Source organism: Lysinibacillus cavernae (assembly GCF_009724685.1).
Classification (GTDB): domain Bacteria; phylum Bacillota; class Bacilli; order Bacillales_A; family Planococcaceae; genus Lysinibacillus; species Lysinibacillus cavernae.
Map to the genome: position 1 here is coordinate 81,061 of NZ_WMEF01000008.1, position 18,854 is coordinate 99,914.

20 protein-coding genes are annotated in these 18,854 nt (G+C 39.6%); 18 read left to right on the plus strand and 2 right to left on the minus strand.

All coding sequences use genetic code 11. From position 1 onward, the window contains the following. Positions 1 to 22 precede the first annotated feature (22 nt). From GJU32_RS15635 to GJU32_RS15720, 18 genes are all read left to right on the plus strand, one after another. Positions 23 to 1,429 (plus strand): sensor histidine kinase, encoded by a 1,407-nt coding sequence (locus GJU32_RS15635; RefSeq protein WP_230875068.1) that lies wholly within the window; start codon positions 23 to 25, stop codon positions 1,427 to 1,429. Next, on the plus strand, positions 1,422 to 2,000 hold the full coding sequence (locus GJU32_RS15640; protein ID WP_155592890.1) for an ANTAR domain-containing response regulator: 579 nt from the start codon (positions 1,422 to 1,424) through the stop codon (positions 1,998 to 2,000). Before GJU32_RS15635 ends, GJU32_RS15640 begins: the two co-directional genes overlap by 8 nt. A gap of 83 nt (positions 2,001 to 2,083) precedes the next feature. Next, positions 2,084 to 3,328: an ethanolamine utilization protein EutH gene (gene eutH / locus GJU32_RS15645; protein ID WP_155592891.1), complete on the plus strand. Its 1,245-nt coding sequence runs from the start codon at positions 2,084 to 2,086 to the stop codon at positions 3,326 to 3,328. 26 nt (positions 3,329 to 3,354) lie between these two features. Further along, on the plus strand, positions 3,355 to 3,696 hold the full coding sequence (gene eutS, locus GJU32_RS15650; RefSeq protein WP_155592892.1) for an ethanolamine utilization microcompartment protein EutS: 342 nt from the start codon (positions 3,355 to 3,357) through the stop codon (positions 3,694 to 3,696). A 10-nt stretch (positions 3,697 to 3,706) separates the two neighbouring features. Further along, positions 3,707 to 4,207, plus strand: a complete 501-nt coding sequence (locus GJU32_RS15655; protein WP_155592893.1) for a EutP/PduV family microcompartment system protein — start codon at positions 3,707 to 3,709, stop codon at positions 4,205 to 4,207. A gap of 17 nt (positions 4,208 to 4,224) precedes the next feature. Continuing rightward, positions 4,225 to 5,649 (plus strand): ethanolamine ammonia-lyase reactivating factor EutA, encoded by a 1,425-nt coding sequence (locus GJU32_RS15660; RefSeq protein ID WP_155592894.1) that lies wholly within the window; start codon positions 4,225 to 4,227, stop codon positions 5,647 to 5,649. Positions 5,650 to 5,660: 11 nt separating this feature from the next. Next, entirely contained in the window at positions 5,661 to 7,025 is a 1,365-nt protein-coding gene (locus tag GJU32_RS15665; protein ID WP_155592895.1) for an ethanolamine ammonia-lyase subunit EutB, read from the plus strand. Between the two features lie 9 nt (positions 7,026 to 7,034). Next, a complete protein-coding gene (gene eutC / locus GJU32_RS15670; RefSeq protein WP_155592896.1) occupies positions 7,035 to 8,051 on the plus strand; it encodes an ethanolamine ammonia-lyase subunit EutC in 1,017 nt (338 codons plus the stop codon). A gap of 11 nt (positions 8,052 to 8,062) precedes the next feature. Further along, entirely contained in the window at positions 8,063 to 8,713 is a 651-nt protein-coding gene (gene eutL / locus GJU32_RS15675) for an ethanolamine utilization microcompartment protein EutL (protein WP_155592897.1), read from the plus strand. Positions 8,714 to 8,728: 15 nt separating this feature from the next. Next, entirely contained in the window at positions 8,729 to 10,219 is a 1,491-nt protein-coding gene (locus GJU32_RS15680) for an aldehyde dehydrogenase family protein (protein ID WP_155592898.1), read from the plus strand. A 16-nt stretch (positions 10,220 to 10,235) separates the two neighbouring features. Further along, the gene (locus GJU32_RS15685) at positions 10,236 to 10,514 is read left to right on the plus strand and encodes a BMC domain-containing protein (protein ID WP_004269321.1); all 279 of its coding nucleotides are present in this window, start codon (positions 10,236 to 10,238) and stop codon (positions 10,512 to 10,514) included. 89 nt (positions 10,515 to 10,603) lie between these two features. Next, on the plus strand, positions 10,604 to 11,194 hold the full coding sequence (locus tag GJU32_RS15690; protein ID WP_155592899.1) for a phosphate propanoyltransferase: 591 nt from the start codon (positions 10,604 to 10,606) through the stop codon (positions 11,192 to 11,194). 12 nt (positions 11,195 to 11,206) lie between these two features. Continuing rightward, positions 11,207 to 12,076: a phosphate propanoyltransferase gene (pduL, locus tag GJU32_RS15695; protein ID WP_155592900.1), complete on the plus strand. Its 870-nt coding sequence runs from the start codon at positions 11,207 to 11,209 to the stop codon at positions 12,074 to 12,076. 36 nt (positions 12,077 to 12,112) lie between these two features. After that, entirely contained in the window at positions 12,113 to 12,397 is a 285-nt protein-coding gene (locus GJU32_RS15700; RefSeq protein WP_053593749.1) for a EutN/CcmL family microcompartment protein, read from the plus strand. Continuing rightward, positions 12,390 to 12,758: a BMC domain-containing protein gene (locus tag GJU32_RS15705; protein WP_155592901.1), complete on the plus strand. Its 369-nt coding sequence runs from the start codon at positions 12,390 to 12,392 to the stop codon at positions 12,756 to 12,758. Before GJU32_RS15700 ends, GJU32_RS15705 begins: the two co-directional genes overlap by 8 nt. Then, positions 12,758 to 13,705, plus strand: coding sequence for a malate dehydrogenase (mdh, locus tag GJU32_RS15710; protein WP_155592902.1), 948 nt, complete (start codon positions 12,758 to 12,760; stop codon positions 13,703 to 13,705). Before GJU32_RS15705 ends, mdh begins: the two co-directional genes overlap by 1 nt. Before the next feature lie 275 nt (positions 13,706 to 13,980). Further along, positions 13,981 to 15,075: a helix-turn-helix transcriptional regulator gene (locus GJU32_RS15715; protein WP_155592903.1), complete on the plus strand. Its 1,095-nt coding sequence runs from the start codon at positions 13,981 to 13,983 to the stop codon at positions 15,073 to 15,075. Between the two features lie 76 nt (positions 15,076 to 15,151). Continuing rightward, positions 15,152 to 16,648, plus strand: coding sequence for a carboxypeptidase M32 (locus GJU32_RS15720; RefSeq protein WP_155592904.1), 1,497 nt, complete (start codon positions 15,152 to 15,154; stop codon positions 16,646 to 16,648). Positions 16,649 to 16,705: 57 nt separating this feature from the next. Here the strand turns inward: GJU32_RS15720 and GJU32_RS15725 are convergent, their stop codons facing one another. Both GJU32_RS15725 and GJU32_RS15730 read right to left on the minus strand, forming a co-directional pair. After that, a complete protein-coding gene (locus tag GJU32_RS15725) occupies positions 16,706 to 18,367 on the minus strand; it encodes a b(o/a)3-type cytochrome-c oxidase subunit 1 (protein ID WP_155592905.1) in 1,662 nt (553 codons plus the stop codon). Then, complete coding sequence (locus GJU32_RS15730) at positions 18,354 to 18,845, minus strand: cupredoxin domain-containing protein (RefSeq protein WP_155592906.1); 492 nt, start codon at positions 18,843 to 18,845, stop codon at positions 18,354 to 18,356. The genes GJU32_RS15725 and GJU32_RS15730 overlap by 14 nt, the downstream gene beginning before the upstream one ends. Between the last annotated feature and the right edge of the window lie 9 nt (positions 18,846 to 18,854).

Genomic DNA, 18,854 nt, shown 5'->3' on the forward strand with positions numbered 1-18,854 from the left:
GAACCTGTCGAACATTCAATCATTGTGTAGAAAATATACAAATCTATCGGCAACGGATATTGACAAGTTAATAGAAATTGAGGCTACGCTAACGTATTATGCTGAGTTGACTGATTGTTATATGTTCATAGATTGCATGTTGGAAAATTTGCCACATGCGATTGTTGTGGCAGAGGCATTCCCGAAAAAGGAAATTGGTTTATATGAAAAATCAGTTATCGGAAAATTCGTATTTGAAAGTTTTGAACCAGCTGTATTTGCTGCGTTTAAACATAAAGAAAAATCATCTATTTCCAGAGCGATTACGCAGGAAGGCATTACGGTGGAGCAAAATGTGATCCCCATTTTTAATGAGCAACAGCATGTGATTGCTGTGTTGATTCAGGAAAAAATGGTAAAAATGCAAACGACACCAAAAGATGATTTTCAAAATATGCCTTTTGCATTAATTGAGCATATTGTAGAACCACAGTCTCAACCAATTCCAGTTGTTTCCGATTTACTCGTAGAGTCGATTATACTTACCAATCACGAAAATAAGGTGATTTACAGTAATCCTGCTGGCTATCATTTTATTTCAGAGCTATCTGGATTAGAAAACTTTTACAATGTCGCATTGGATAAAATCTTACCGTTTCTACAGGAAGTCTATGATAAAGGCGATGATGTCTTTTTCTTAGAAATTACGATTGATCGTAAATCCTTTATTGTAAAGAAAATTCCAATACGCAGTCAAAATGAGAAGGTCACACTACTCATTATTCATGATCTAACAGAGCTTAAACTGAAAGAAAATGAGCTAATGATGAAAACATTTGCGATACGAGAAATTCACCACCGCGTGAAAAATAATCTTCAGACAGTGACAAGCCTATTACGTTTGCAAATGCGAAATGAATTGTCAGCTGCGAATGCAAGTGCGTTTCAAGAGGCATTAAATCGAATATATAGTATTTCATCTGTTTATGAGCTTATTTTGGAAAATGAGGATAACGCTGAAGAGAGAGTAGACGTTATTGCATTAGCTAAAAAAATCGGTCATAAAATGATTGGAACGTCCAATACAGCAACGATTCAACTAGCCTTTCATCATGATAATTTGCAGCTATTTTGCCATTCAAAAAAAGCAGTATCCCTTGCACTCATTATTTGTGAGCTACTGCAAAATGCATTAAAGTATGCTTTTATCGGTCGTGATGAAGGAACAATCGATATTCAATTCATTCAAGAAGATTCTACCATTTCACTTCATATTTCTGACAACGGCGTTGGAATGCAAGAAGTGAAGGCATCTTTTGGTATGGAGATTATCACAAGGCTTGTAGAATATGATTTAGCTGGCTCATTTTCAATTATCCCTAGTGAAGAAGGTACACATACTCAAATTCAGTTCCCTGTAAGTGAGGAGGTATTTATCGTAAATGACTAGGAAAGTTATGATTGTCGAAGATGAATCACTGATAGCAATTGATTTAAAGTTTATGTTAGAGGATAATGGCTACGAAGTAGTAGCTCAAGCTAATAATGGCGAAACTGCCATTGAGTTAGCCTTTATACATAAACCACAGTTAATCTTAATGGACATTAAAATGCCTAAACTAGATGGTTTAAAGGCAAGTAAAATTATTGAACAACAGCTTGGTATACCCGTTCTTTTTATCTCTGCATATAGTGAAAAAGAATTGCTGCTATACATGAAGCAGGATAATATATTAGGATATGTTATGAAACCGTTTTCCGAAAAAAATGTGTTGCCAGTGCTAGAGGTTGCTTTTCATCAAATTGATAAGTTCAACCGTCTCAATGGGGAGATCTTACATACGCAAACACAATTAGATAAGCGGAAAGTCATTGAACGAGCAAAGGGCTTGCTTATGCAGGCAGAAAATATAAGTGAGGACGAGGCTTACCGCAAGATTCGCAACGAAAGTATGCAAACGCAACAGGAAATGGTGCACATCGCAAAACAAATTATTAATACCTTACAAGTCAATAGTTGAAGCAAAGGCGCTTTAAAGAGATTTCTTCTTTAAAGTGCCTTTTTTTATATAAATTTATCAATTATAAAGGGGTGATGAGTAAGATGGCAATGATAGGAACGGTTATCGTTTATATTATTATGATTTGTGCAGTTTTAGGGGCAATCGGTGCTATCCGAGACGCTGAGTATGGGATTGGGAAAGAATTTATGAATGGGATCCATACAGTTGGACATATTTTTGTCCCAGCAGCAGGGATCATGGCAGCTATACCTTACTTAACATGGTTTATTAGTCATTTTATTAGTCCGATTTTTGAGTTAATTGGTGCAGATCCTGCCATTGCAGCAACAACTATTTTAGCTTCGGACATGGGTGGTTACCAATTAGCCAATGCGTTAAAAGAGTCATATGAGGGATGGGTAATGGCTCTAGTTGTTGGATTTATGTCAGGTGCTACCATTGTATTCTCGATTCCGATGGGCCTTGCGATGTTAGATAAGCGTGATCATAAATATATGGCGCTAGGCATTATGGCTGGCGTATTAACAATTCCGATTGGTGCATTTATTTCTTCGATCATGATTGTGCTATTTAACACAGAAGTCCGTGAAGTCATTAGTACAACAGAGGCGCCTACATATGTGTTTGCCATTTCTGTTTTACAAATTTTAATTAATTTACTGCCTTTGTTTATTTTCGTTGTGTTAATCGCGTTAGGCTTAAAACTTATTCCAAACGGTATGATTACCGGCTTCATGGTATTTGGACGCGTGATGGATGCAGGGATCAAATTAGTGTTAGTGTTCTCGATTGTTGAAATTTTCACAGGCATTTTTACAAAGATATTTGGTGCATGGGGCTTCGATCCAATCATGGCTGATGAGATCGATCAATTCCGAGCATTAGAAACAGCAGGTTATATCGGTATTATGCTAGCGGGTGCATTCCCAATGGTTTATTTAATTCGAAAATATGCTTCGAAACCACTTGAAGCGGCTGGTAAAAAATTGGGCTTATCATCTGTAGGCAGTGCAGGTATTTTAGCAACAATTGCTAATATTTTAGCGATGTTCACACTTGTTCGCCATATGCCACCAAAGGATAAAGTAATAAACATTGCATTTGGCGTATGTTCAGCATTCTTGTTAGGTGACCATTTATCATTCACAGCTAATTTCCAGCCAACCATCATTTTACCTGTTATTGCTGGTAAGTTTTTAGCGGGTGTTATTGCGATTATTTTAGCGTACAAGCTTTCAGTACCAACTGCATTAAGGTTGGAGATTGAGGATCGTAAGGCAGGCATCATTAAAGAAGGCGAATATTTAACAGATCAAAAGTCTTAATCGATTAAAAAGTGAGGTGATGACGTGTGAGTGAAGAGAAAAAACGATTTATTCAGGAGTTTGTGCCGGGTAAACAGCTAACATTGAGTCACCTTATTGCTAATCCTGATCCAGAAATGTTTCAAAAGCTAGGCATTCAAGATGCGGGGGCACTTGGCATAATGACATGTACCCCAAGTGAAACAGTTATTATCGCAGGGGATTTAGCGACAAAGGCAGCCAATGTCAAATTAGGATTTTTAGATCGTTTTACAGGCAGTCTCGTTATTGTTGGTAGCGTATCAGAGGTGGAAATGGCGATGTTAGAAATTAATCGCTTTTTATCAGAGGTATTAGGTTATACACCATCAAAAATAACGAAATCATAGGATGTGTCAAATGAAAAATCGAGTAATGATAATAGGCGGTGTGCAAGCAGGAAAGTCAACATTGATGAATACTTTGTTAGGTAAAGAAAGCCAAGCCAACAAAACACAAGCACTCGTTTATGATGACTGGATTGTTGATACACCAGGTGAATATGTTGAAAACCCAATGTATTACAGAAATATCATGGCAACATCGTTGGAAGTCACCCATGTGATTTACTTGCAGGATGCCACGGCAGAGAGGAGTGTGTTCCCTCCGCAGTTCAGCTTAGGGATTCCCAAAATCCAAATTGGTGTTATTACCAAGATTGATGCACCTAACGCAAATATAGAAAGGGCTACAGCTTTATTAAAAAATGTGATGACGCAAGGCCCTATCGTGAAAACATCTTCTTGGCAAAAGCTTGGCATTGAGTTTATTGAACCATTGATACAACTCAAGACACATGAAGAAATTCGTCAATTTGTGAAGGATCGCGATAGTCCGTATCTCATGTATTGCTCGCAGTAGCGAGGGGGAGGTGTAGGGTGAAAACTGAAAAAATATTTAGTGCAGGCATTGATATTGGAACAAGTACGACAAAAATGGTGGTCAGTAGCTTTCTGTTAAAGAATGTGGCAGGTGTGACACACGTGCCAAGAATTGAAATTATTGAGAAAACGGTGTTGCATCAAAGTCCAATCATCAAAACACCTTTTATCAATAAAGACATGATTGATATGAAGAAGATAGAAGAATTTATTTTCCAACAGTATCAATTGGCACAAATCGCACCAACGGATATTTCAACAGGTGCCATTATTATTACAGGTGAATCTGCCACGAAGGAAAATGCAAGCGAGGTTGTCCATACCATTGCAGATGGCGCTGGTCATTTTTTAGTTGCTACCGCTGGTCCTGATTTAGAGGCTATCATCGCTGCTAAAGGTGCGGGTACTTTACAGCAATCAAAGAATTCAGCCAAAGTAATTGCCAACATTGATATTGGTGGAGGTACAGCGAATATGGCTGTTATGCAATTCGGAGAAGTCATTGGTACTTGTACCTTACATGTTGGTGGTAGATTGATTGAATTTAAGGATGGCAAGATTCAATCAATTTCTCCGCCACTCATGCGACTGATGGAAAAATGGTCTAATCCGTTAGCTGTTGGTGATGCGGCAGAGGATGTTCGAGTTTCTCAATGTATTGAAGAAATGGTTAGGACACTTGCTATGATCCTTCATGGACAATGTACTGATGAAGAGCATCCATTATTGCTAGGTCATTTACCGAACTGGCATAAACCAGTCGATGCCATCGTCTTCTCTGGTGGTGTGGCCTCCTGTATTTATGAAAATGAATGTACACAGCGTCAATATGATGATATCGGCGAAAAATTAGCAAAAATGCTAGTACAGCATGAGCAGTTGCAATCATTTTTATGGCTAAGACCTGAAGAAACGGCACGTGCGACAGTAACTGGAGCTGGTACACAAACGACTGAAATCAGTGGGGCAACCATTCAGGTGGATGCGGAAGTGTTACCGCTAAAAAATGTGCCTGTCTTCAACTGCCATATGGATGCAACGACGACTGACTATAACATAACGGTGAAGACAGCGGTGGAGCGAGCAGATGATTTATTTTCTATACAGAATCATCGTTCTCCATTTGCACTCTATTTTAATGAATTGCCGTATTTAAGCTTTCGGGATGTACATGCATTGTGTGAGGCCATTTTGCAACACTTGGCAACCAGATGCTCCAAGGACATTCCAATTATCATAGTCATTCAATCAGATTATGCAAAGATTATTGGACAGACCATACAAGCAATCAATCCTACAGTGCCAATCATTTGCATCGATCAAATTAAAGTGGAAACTGGTGACTACATCGACATTGGAGAGGTTCTGCCATCTGGCGTTGTTCCTGTCGTTGTGAAAACTCTTGCCTTCCATTCAAAGTAAGGAGGATGAATATGAATCTATCGGTGATATTTGGTGGAGAAAAATATAATTTTAAATCATTAAAAGATGTAATGGCTAAGGCCAATGAAGAAAAATCAGGAGATCAGCTTGCTGGTATCGCAGCTGAAACGGTTCAACAACGAATCGCAGCTAAGGCAGTGTTAAGTGAACTTTTAGTAAAAGATATCCGAGAAAATCCATTAGTGCCGCAAGAAAATGATGAGGTTTCGCGCATTATTGAAGGCGACGTTAATGAGCAAATATATGGAGAAATTAAAAACTGGAGCATCGAGCAGCTGCGTGAATATATTTTATCGAATGATACTGGTGATCGTGAGTTAAAGCGTTTAAGCAAAGGGATGAATTCCGAGGTTATTGCTGCTGTCACAAAGCTCATGTCCAATCTTGATCTTGTCCATGCAGCCAATAAAGTAGAAATTCTATCAACCTGTAATATTACGATTGGCCAAAAAGGGACGCTGTCTTCTCGATTGCAACCAAACCATCCAACAGACAATATAGATGGCATTATTGCCTCACTAAAAGAAGGTCTGTCCTATGGGATTGGGGATGCCGTTATCGGCATTAACCCTGTAGATGATTCTGTTGAAAGTGTCAAAAAGGTGCTTACGGCAACAAAAGAATTCATCAATGATTGGTCGATTCCTACACAAAACTGTGTATTGGCCCATATCACAACACAGATGAAGGCGATTAAGCAAGGCGCTCCAGCAGATATGATTTTCCAAAGTATCGCTGGTACTGAAATTGCTAACCGTTCTTTCGGGATTTCTGCAGACCTAATAAGAGAAGCAGAGGAGCTCATTAAAAAGCAAGGGACTGGTACGGGTCCAAATTTATTCTACTTTGAAACAGGTCAAGGCTCAGAGCTTTCAGCAGAAGCTCATATGGGGATTGACCAAGTGACACTTGAATCTCGCAATTATGGATTTGCAAGACATTTTAATCCCTATATTGTCAACACAGTGGTTGGTTTTATCGGCCCAGAGTATTTATACAACAATAAACAAGTCATTCGAGCAGGTCTCGAAGATCATTTCATGGGCAAAATGCATGGTATCCCTATGGGCGTAGATATTTGTTATACAAACCATATTAAGGCAGACCAAAATGATGTTGAAGATTTAAGTGTGCTGCTGACAGCTGCTGGCGTTAATTTTATTATTGCTGCACCGATGGGTGATGATGTCATGCTTAACTATCAATCAATGAGTTTCCATGATGTGGCTACATTACTCCAAACATTTGGTAAAAAACCAGCGCCAGAATATTTGGCTTGGTTAGAGAAAATGGGCATTTATGAAAATGGTCGACTTTCAGCAAGAGCTGGCGATTTATCCATTTTTGAAAGGTAGGTGAATCAAGTGAATGATCAATTAGTCTCTATGATTACACAGCTTGTCATGGAAAAGATGGAGAAGAATACAGGCAGCCAAACGCCTGAAGCAGTAGTTACTCCAATAGAGCAACCGGCAGAAACGCTTATCAAGTTTTTTGATACGACAGCAAATCGTTCTACAGAAATAACAGAACCAATGTCAACATCACAAGAATCATTAATCAAGCTGTACCAACAGGGAGTTCCTCAACAGGTAAATCCAGCTCCAGCAACATTTGAGCAACCATTTAATGTTGCTGTGACCATCAAACCATTTCAGTTTGAAGCAACACCATTAACTGAAAGTGTACAGGCTGCAAAAAAACATACACCTGCCCGCATTGGAGTTGGTAGAGCGGGGACAAGACCGAAAACAAAAACGTGGTTAAAGTTCCGCCTCGATCATGCTGCTGCTGTGGATGCCGTGTATGGTGAAGTTTCAGAAGATCTTTTACAAAAGCTCAATGTCTTTCAGGTAACAACGAAAGTAACAGATAAAGAAGAATACATTACAAGACCTGACTTAGGCCGCCGTTTATCGGACGAATCAAAGGCACTGATTCAGCAAAAATGTAAACAACAGCCGAAAGTACAGATTATTATCTCCAATGGCTTAAGTGCAAGTGCGATTGAGGAAAATGTGCAAGATGTTTACTTAGCACTTCAACAAAGTCTTAGCAATTTAAATATTGATATCGGCACAACGTTCTATATAGATAAAGGCCGTGTTGCCCTAATGGATGAAATTGGTGAGCTGCTACAGGCAGAGGTGATTGTTTACCTCATTGGTGAGCGTCCAGGTCTAGTATCAGCTGAATCAATGAGTGCGTATTTATGCTACAAACCAAAAATCGGTACTGTGGAAGCGGAGCGTATGGTGATATCGAATATCCATAAAGGTGGTATTCCACCATTAGAAGCGGGTGCTTACCTAGGAACAGTCGTGCAAAAAATCTTGCATTACCAGGCAAGTGGAGTAGATCTTGTCGCAAAAGAAGGTTAGGGGGCTGAAACATGAATCCTCAAAAAATAATGGCGCAAATTTTGGCAATGCAAACCATTCCAAGAGTCAACAGTGAATTAGCAGAGCAGTTAGATTTAAAGCCATCCCACAATAGCATTGGGCTTGTTACACTGACAATCGATGATGTTGGCTATGTTGCCTTAGACGAGGCGACGAAAAAGGCAGATGTCGATGTTGTCTATGCGAAAAGTTTCTATGCGGGAGCGGCTCATTCATCTGGCCCCTTGTCAGGTGAAGTGATTGGCATCATTGCTGGAAGCTCACCTGATGAGATTCGTAGTGGACTTGATGCCATTCAACAAAAAATTGAATTTGATACGTACTTTGAAGCGATTAATAACAATGACAATCATACTTTGTTTGCCCATACAGTGGCAAGCTGTGGTACGTATCTTGCCGAACTTGCAGATGTAAAGGTTGGCACACCACTTGCTTATTTAATCGCACCGCCTCTAGAGGCAGTTGTAGGATTAGATGCAGCATTAAAGGCGGCAGATGTAGAGTTAAAGGTTTTCTTTGGTCCTCCATCTGAAACCAATTTTGGTGGCGGCTTATTAAGTGGTAGTCAATCGTCATGCGAGGCTGCGGCACATGCTTTCAGAGAAGCTATTGAAAATGTAGCTAGAAATCCAGTGATCTAGAAAGGAGGCGGCTTTATGGCCACATTAGACAAAGACTTATTAGCGATTCAAGAAATGAGAGATGCCGTTAAACATGCTAATACAGCACAGGCTGCCTACATGCAATTTTCACAGCAACAAGTAGACAACATTGTGAAGGCTGTTGCGGATGCTGCCTTCAAAGAAGCAGACCGTTTAGCAAAAATGGCCGTGCAAGAAACGGGGATGGGTATCCCAAATCATAAAAAAATGAAAAATGAAGTGGCTTCAAGAGATGTTTATGAAGATATTAAAGAATTAAAAACGGTTGGCATTGTAGGCTATGACCGCGTAAAAAAAGTGGCAGAAATTGCGAGTCCGTTCGGTGTCATCGCTGGTATTGTACCAACGACGAATCCAACATCGACTGCCATCTTTAAAACACTCATTTCTTTAAAAACGAGAAATGGCTTAGTGCTTAGCCCTCATCCATATGCCGTGAATTGTACAAAAGAGGCTTTAGACATATGTCGAGTAGCTGCGGAACAAGCAGGTGCACCAGAGGGCTTACTACAATGTTTAACGATGTCTTCTATGGAGGCAACGCAACAGCTAATGAAGCACCCTAACATCCATTTAATTTTAGCTACGGGTGGAGGCGCATTGGTGAAGGCGGCGTATAGCTCTGGTAAGCCTGCTTATGGTGTAGGCCCAGGGAATGTACCAGCTTACATCGAAAAATCGGCTAATATTCAAAAGGCTGTACGTCAATTGGTGCAAAGTAAATCTTTCGATAATGGCACAATCTGTGCAACAGAGCAAGCCATTATTGTAGATAAGGCGATTGCAGAGCAAGTACAGGCAGAATTAAAGAAAAATGGTGCCTATCTATTAAATGCTGAAGAAAAAGCCAAAATGGAAAAATTGATTTCGCCTGTTCCAGGGAAAGTAAATCCACAGATTGTTGGCAAATCAGCTACTATCTTAGCAGATTCAGTAGGTATTACTGTACCAGAGGATACAAAAGTACTTGTTGGGTTGGAAACGATGATTGGTAAAAATATACCATTTTCTCTTGAGAAACTATCACCAATCTATGCCTTCTATACAGTAGAGAATAGTACAGAAGCAAAGCAAGTAATGATTGACCTATTAAATATTGGTGGACGTGGACATACATGTTCTATTCACACTGAAAATGCTGCATTGGCGGAGCAGTTCTCCGTTGAATTACCCGTATCACGCATTGTGGTCAATACATTATCATCAATCGGTGCAGTAGGTGGTACAACGGGCTTAGCACCATCCTTTACACTAGGCTGTGGTACATTTGGTGGCAATATTACGTCGGATAACATTACAGCAAGACATCTATTAAATATCAAACGTATGGCTTATGGCATTAAAGATGTAGAAGTACCAAAACCAGAATTTGAAGTACAGTCGGTCGTAGAGTCGGTTGTCTCACAAGAGCCTGCTCTAGACACAACAATGGTTCAACAAATTGTCGATCAAGTATTAAAACAAATCACATTACAAAATAAATAATTTGGAGGAATGACAAATGAGTACAGCATTAGGAATGGTAGAAACAAAAGGTTTAGTAGGAGCAATTGAAGCAGCAGACGCAATGGTAAAGGCTGCAAGTGTTAATTTAGTAGGAAAAGTACATGTTGGTGGCGGTATCGTGACAGTTCTTGTACGTGGAGATGTAGGTGCAGTGAAGGCAGCAACAGACGCAGGCGCAGCAGCAGCACAACGTGTAGGAGAGCTTCTTTCAGTACATGTAATCCCACGTCCACACCACGAATTAGAAATGATTTTACCAAAAGCAGAAGCGTAATTTTATCAGCAAGAGAGCTGACCAACCATAGGACAGCTCTCATCTTGTCATAATAGAAAAATAATCAATGAAATATAGAGGTGGCTAACGTGATAACAGCGACAAAAACATTTCCAGTGGCCATTTCGGCTCGTCATATCCATCTAAGTGAAGAGGATTTGCATGCACTTTTTGGTCCAAATGCAATACTAACAAAGGACTTTGATTTATCACAGCCAGGGCAATTTGCAGCGAAAGAGCGTGTCTCAATTGAGGGACCAAAAGGCGTTATTCATCATGTACGTGTACTTGGGCCAGTAAGAGCAGCAACACAAGTGGAAATTAGCCGAACAGATGCTATGAAGCTAGGGGTAACACCTCCCTTAAGGCAATCGGGTGATATTGACAACTCTACAGGCATTAAACTACTTCATCAAGATAATGAATTAGTGATCCAGCAGGGAGTCATCATTGCACAAGCACATATTCATATGACTGAAGAGGATGCCAAAACATTGGAAGTACACAATAATGAATTGGTTTCAGTGGAAGTAGTGAGTGATCGACCTGTCACTTTCCGTGGTGTAGTTGTACGTGTTTCTAATGACTTTAGTCTGGAAATGCACATTGATACAGATGAAGCAAATGCTGGTTTTATTGAACAGCAAGCACAAGGCAAATTAGTAAAAATATCATCGTAAGGAGGAGGCAAGATGCAAGAAAATTTAGTTCAAAAAATTGTGGAAGAAGTTCTGCAACAAGTCTTAAAAAATCAATCCTCCCCTCCACCTGACAGTAAAATTCCAATCGGTGTATCCGCCCGTCATGTCCATCTTGCACAAGCAGAAGTGGAGCAGCTCTTTGGTGAAAACTATCAGCTTACACCGAAGTTTGAACTATCGCAGCCAGGGCAATTTGCGGCAGAGGAAACCGTAGTGATTGCTGGGCCAAAAGGGTCTATTGAGCGAGTACGTATTCTTGGGCCGGCTCGTTCATTGTCTCAAGTGGAAGTGAGCTGGACAGATGCCATGAAATTAGGGTTAAAGCCTCCATTAAGAATTTCAGGCGATATACAGGGCTCTAGCCCTGTTACATTGATCGGTCCAAAGGGAAGTGTCGTGTTAAATGAAGGACTCATTGTTGCACAGGCACATATTCATATGTCTCCTGCGGATAGTGTGAGATTCAATGTAGTAGATGGACAGTCTGTACAAATCAAAGTAGAAGGCATTCGCCCAATTATTTTATCGAATGTGGTCATTCGCGTATCAGAGCGTTATCGGTTAGAAATGCATATTGATACAGATGAAGCAAATGCGGGGTTCATTCAACAAGGAACACTTGCGGAAATCGTTCATCATCAAGTAAGTGAACCAGCTATACCTGTGAAAGAGCAGTCGCCAGTCGTACAGAATGTAGTGCAACCATCCGTCTATCATTATGACAAAAAGCTACTTTCACAAATAGAAGTGTTAGACATCGATGCGCAAGAAATTGTTGTTCCTAAGAAAACCATTGTGACGGCATTGGCTTATGATAAGCTACGAGAGTTAAATAAAACATTAACAATCCGTTCTGAGTAATAAGAAAATCTGTGTCGTATAAAGAGGGTGAAGTTCATGCAAATGGGAAGAGTGATAGGCAGTGTATGGGCAACACGCAAGGAGGAAGGGCTGAATGGTTTAAAATTACTAATCATTCAACCAATTGACTCCAATCAACAGCCGATTCGCACAGAAATTGTTGCAGCTGATCGTATTGGAGCGGGCATTGGTGATGATGTACTCATTACAAGCGGTGGATCATCACGCTATATTATGAAAGAAAATCCGTTACCAATCGATGCAGTTGTCATTGGTATTATTGATTCTACAGAAGTGATGAGAGGTGAAGAGAATGAGTAGCGCGATTGGAATGATTGAGACAAAAGGATTAGTTGGTTCTTATGAAGCAGCTGACGCGATGATTAAATCTTCTGACGTTACAATCGTCAAGCAGGAATTCGTTGATGGTGGTATTGTGACAGTTGTCGTGAAAGGTGATGTAGGCTCTGTACAAGCAGCAGTAGAGGCTGGAAAAGCCGCTGCCATGCGTGTTGGTGAATTATTAGGCGCTCACGTAATTCCGAGACCTGATGAGGACGTATTCCAAATGATTAAAGGACCTGAGGTACCAAAGAAAAAGCCTGCCTCAGCACCAGCATCAACGCGTGCTAAAAAAACAACAGAAGCAACAACAGCGACAGATAATCGAGGTGAGGCATAATGGCATTTCGTAAAAATAAAATCGCTGTTATTGGAGCAGGTCATACTGGCGCCACGTTGAGTTTATTTTTAGCACAGAAAGAATTAGGCGATGTGGTACTTGTCGATATTCCAGAAGCAGAGAACCCGACAAAAGGGAAAGCATTGGATTTATTACAAACAGGTCCTATCGAAAAGTTCAATGTGTCAATTAAAGGAACGAGTAATTATGAAGACATTGCTGGTGCAGATATTGTGGTCATTACAGCAGGTATTCCTCGTAAACCAGGTATGAGCCGTGATGATTTAGTCACAACAAATGCCAAAATCATTCAACAAGTTTCAAGACAAATCAAACACTATGCACCAAACAGTATCGTCCTTGTTTTGAGCAATCCAGTCGATGCGATGACATACGTTTGCCAGAAGGAAACGGGCTTTGCCAAAAATCGTATTATTGGACAGTCAGGTGTGTTAGATACAGCGCGCTTCAACACATTCGTTGCCCAAGAGCTACAAATTGCACCAGAAGATGTGTCAGGCTTCGTATTAGGTGGTCATGGTGATGAAATGGTACCATTAATCCGTTATTCCTATGCAGGCGGCATACCATTAGAAAAACTAATTCCCCAAGATCGACTTCAACAAATCGTCGAACGTACACGTAAAGGCGGCGGTGAAATTGTCGGTTTGTTAGGCAATGGTAGTGCGTATTATGCACCAGCTGCAGCTTGTGCACAGATGGTTGAAATCATTATCAAAGATCAACGAAAAATTATCCCTTCTATTGCTCTATTAGAAGGGGAATACGGGTATCATGATTTGTTTTTAGGAGTACCCACTATTTTAGGTGGCAATGGTATCGAATCTGTCATTGAATTGCACCTGACAAAGGAAGAACAAGCAGCCCTTCAGCATTCAGCAGAGGCTGTTAAACAGGTGATTGCCATTTGCCAAACCATTGAATAGGGTAAACAGACTCTGTTCTTCGATAGATAGAAAGTATCCCCAACTTTCTTTCAATTGAAATGGAATGGTAGCTCAAAAAATGTTTGATTGGAAACCGAACATGACTTGAAAGCTAGTTAAAATCCTCATAATTATAAATATGAAAATCTCATTCAATAGTGAGTGTTTAAAATGTAGCAAGCTTAATAGTTTGCTACATTTTTTATTGTTCATTCACAACCTATATCAAAAAAACTCTACTCACTTCAACTATAATCAAACTAGGAGGGATGTGAATGAACAACATCATACAGGAGATGATTGATTGGATTGAAAGTCATCTCTTAGAAGGATTTTCATTAGAACATTTAGGGAAGGAGATGGGTTATTCACCTTATTACTGTTCTTTTAAATTCCATCAGATGACCGGAATGACGATCAAAAAATATATGTCACTACGAAAAATCTATCTTGCTTCTATTGCATTAAAAGATCCACATGAAAAAATAATCGACATTGCCTTTCACTATGGTTTTTCATCACAGGAATCCTTTTCGAGAGCTTTTAAAAGTACCTTTGGTATAAGTCCAAATGATTTTAGAAAGTCTCCACAACCTTTACAAACATTTGTGAAGTTGATTTTACATAATGAAAGAGGATGGTTCACTATGGATATTTCTCAAAAATTAAAAATTGATGCACTACAAGAGAAGATTTTCGAGCAATTCGATCAAGAGACATTGAATGTATTAAATGGCCAAATGATGTATGAGGAGTTTGCCAAACAGCAATTAATGGGGAATAGTGATTATGTTCCTTTCAACGAAGCCATGTGTGCAAATTCAACTACAAGCCCGATTTTCAGTGAAGCATTTAACAAAATCCGAGCGGCTGGACATCAAGTGTCGTTACAAGAGTATAGGCAGATGACATTGAATCCCTTGAAGCCGTTGTTTACAAGAAACTATAAATGTATTGTTTTATGGTTTGGGGATGATATGTTCTGTCAGATGAATTTGCTGACTGTACTTGCTTATCTGGAACAACAAGGGTATCAAGGAACAATCTATTTTCATATGGTCAATGAGACAACCTATGATGTGGAGGAGACAGAGATTGTGCTGGGAAATTATTTGGAGGTCTATCTAGAGGTTTTATTGCACCATCGTCTTCCAACGGCAACACTTATACCTGTCATGTATCAGGGCATTCAATTGTATCTTAATTATTTAAGGGAAGAAAATGATATTACTAGGTATATTAAAAAGCATCTGGATCAGTCTCAAAATGACTTACTAAAACAATTATTTTCACTATTTTCTCACTATGGGTTGGGAGATAGTCAATATATAAAAATAATTGATAAAATAAAAAAAGAATATTCTGAATAAAGTTGCTAAAAAGTCCATAATATACAAAATTTTCGAAAATATGATAAACTTATAACGTTAAAAGGAGGATGAATGCATGACTGTTCAACAATTTACGGATTATGTTAAGAAGATGCAACATTATGAGGAAGCACTCAATGTAATTTATTGGGATATGCGGACGGGCGCACCTAAAAAAGGGTTAGCACAACGTTCAGAGGTATTAGGTACATTATCAGCCTCCTTATTCGATATGCAAACGAGTGAAGAACTGGGCGAGCTTTTAACAGCTTTAGAGGCACAAAAAGCTGACCTTGACTATGTGACAAGTCGTTTAGTAGAAGAAGTAAGAAAGAATTACGATCAAAACAAAAAAATCCCAGCTGATGAGTATAAAGAATACGTGATTCTTCAATCTAAGTCGGAGACTGCATGGGAAGAAGCGAAGGCGACAAATAATTTTGCGCTATTCCTCCCATATTTAGAGGAAATCATTCAATGGCAGAAAAAATTCATTCACTATTGGGGCATTAAAAACGGATCTCCGTACAATACATTACTCGATTTATATGAACCAGAAATGACGACAGATGTTTTAGATCAAGTATTTGGTGATTTACGTGAATCCATTGTTACACTTGTCCAAAAAATAGCCAATTCATCGAATAAACCAGATACGAGCGTGTTATTCAAACATTTCCCTCGTGAAGCACAACGTGAATTATCTTTAGAAATGCTAGCTCAGCTTGGTTATGATTTTGATGCAGGACGTTTGGATGAAAGTGTCCACCCATTCATGATTGGCTTAAATTACGGAGACGCTCGTATTACAACAAAATATGATGAAAATGACTTCCGTTCAGCTATTTTTGGCACGATTCATGAGTGTGGTCACGCCATGTATGAGCAAAATATAGATGAAAAGTTAGCAGGTCTGCCGTTAGCAACAGGAACTTCGATGGGTATTCATGAGTCTCAATCATTATTTTATGAAAACTTTGTAGGCAGAAATGAGAAGTTCTGGGAGCAAAACTATGAGCGTCTACAGCACTTTTCACCAGCGCAGTTTGGCGATGTAGCATTAGCTGATTTCTTACGTGCTATTAATATGGTCGAACCATCATTCATTCGCATTGAAGCAGATGAATTAACCTATCCATTACATATCATGATTCGCTATGAAATTGAACGTGACTTGTTCAATGGAGATTTACAGGCGAAAGATCTGCCACAAGTTTGGAATGATAAATATGAGGAATATTTAGGCATTCGCCCTGAGTCTGATGCACAAGGTGTGCTACAAGATATGCACTGGTCAGGAGGCATGTTCGGTTATTTCCCTTCCTATGCTTTAGGGATGATTTATGCAGCACAGTGGAAACATACGATGGACAAGGATATCCCTAATTTCGATGAGCTTTTAGAAAAGGGAGAGCTACTACCAATTCGAGAGTGGTTAACAGATAAGGTCCATCAATATGGGGCTTTGAAAAAACCATTCGAATTACTAAAGGAAGCAACAGGGGAAGGCTTAAATGCTACGTACTTAGCAAACTATTTACAAGATAAGTACACGAAGCTCTATCAACTATAAATTGAAAAAAGCGATTTCTCGGAAATGAGAAATCGCTTTTTATGTGCATATGGATGTTTACCACAATTGATAGCCTTTGGAGCCGGCTGGTGAATTTGAAATAATATCAATAATTGGCACTGTGTAAGCAAATAAAATTAATGCCACTAGTATAACAAGCCATATTTTGAAGTTTTCTAAAATAGCTGGTGTTGGACCACTAAGCTCATGAACATCGCCTATAGGGAATTCTTGTTCACCTTTAGGTGCAAACCAAGTTAATTTCACCACGATATAAATAATTACTAGGAGGGCGATAAAGAGAATTGTTCCGCCGACAGCTTGTGCGATTTGATAAGGAATCCAATCATAGGCCTGCTGAGCGCCTCCATATTCTGAGTAATCTGAGCGACGAGGTGCACCGAAAAGACCTGCAATATGCATGGCAGAGGACATAATTGTCATACCAACAGCCCATAGGATACCTGCGAAATTGCTGAGATTATTTAAAGACTTTGTCAAAGTACGGCCTGTTAAATGTGGAATTAACCAGAATGCCGCACCGAAGTAAGTTAAAACAACAGCTGTTGCAATTGTTAAATGGAAATGTCCCGTAACCCAAATCGTATTATGGATTAATTGGTTCATTTGGTAAGAGGCATTGACAATCCCGCCTGCACCTCCAGGAATGAATGCTACCATACCGATAAAAGGAACGAAGAAACGAGCATCTTTCCATGGTAATTTTTTAAACCAACCGAACAGCCCTTTACCACCTAATTCACGACCACGTAACTCGAACATAGCAAACATCGAGAAGGCTGTCATAAGAGAAGGAACGATTACAGCGAAAGTTAATACAACTTGAATGAACTTCCAAGTACCATCAATACCAGGCTCTGTTAACTGATGGTGAATCCCAACAGGAATAGAGAAGAGTAAGAACAGCATAAATGAAAGTCTTGCTAAAGAATCAGAGAATATTTTTCCGCCAATTACTTTTGGAATAATCACGTACCAAACCATGTATGCCGGTAATAGCCAGAAGTATACAAGCGCATGGCCGAAATACCAGAAGAGGGTACGAGATAAGGCCACGTCAACACGCTCAATAAAACCTAGCGACCATGGTAACAGTTGGAATAAAACAGAAGCTGCTACACCAAGCGTTGCCACGAACCACATTAAATTATTAACAACAACCATAAACGATAATAATGGACTACTTTGTCCGCTACCTTTATGCTCTTTGCGCCACTGTACATAACGTAAAATTTGACCTACGCCGCCAACCCAAGAACCAACCACGACTAATGTAAGGCCTAAATAGAAGATCCAGTGTGCCTGTAGTGGTGCATAGAACGTATAAAGAACCGTTGCTTTATTCAATAAAACCATCGTTGCTGAAGCAGCTGTACCAATGGTCATTAACCAGAAACCAATCCAACCAAGTCTGCGTTGACCATCTGTAAATGTACCAGACGTACGGCTTACACTCGCAATTTGGAAGCCATAGATAAAGAATGTAGTTAAAATAAGACCTAGTAATACGCCGTGTACTGTTAATACTTGATAATAGCCAATGCCAGCTGGTAATGTAAATTGACCAGAACGTACAAATACTTGTAATAAACCTGCAAGACCACCTAATAACAATGAGATGAATGCCACGTAAATATGTGCCATTGCTAGCTTAGCATCTCGGCGATCTACCTTTGTCATTGAATTAGTGTGACTCATTTGAATCCACCACCTTTAGCATAGAGTGCATCATCGTATGTCCTGTACCACAGTATTCATTACATACGATTAAAAACTCGCCCACCTGATTGACTTCTGTTACATATTCCGAAATATAACCAGGCTCAAGCATCATGTTGATATTTGTACCTGCAACTGAAAAGCCGTGCATAACATCCTCGCTTGTCGCGATGAATTTCACCTTTGCACCAAGTGGAACCTCAATTTGTGGAGGGTTATAATTGAATGCTGAAGCAACTACTACAACTTCATAATCCCAATCCTTACCCTCTACTTTATGGACACCTGGATTATCAAATGGAGCTGTTTCTTTCACTTTCTCGTAATCTAGTGTTTTTTTACCATTGTTCGGGTGAGAGCCTTGATGAAATGCCCCGATACCGAGAATGATCAGGAATGCAACTAAAGTAGCAACTCCGAACACAAGCCAATACTTCTCATACTTATGTATGTGCATATGTTTCTG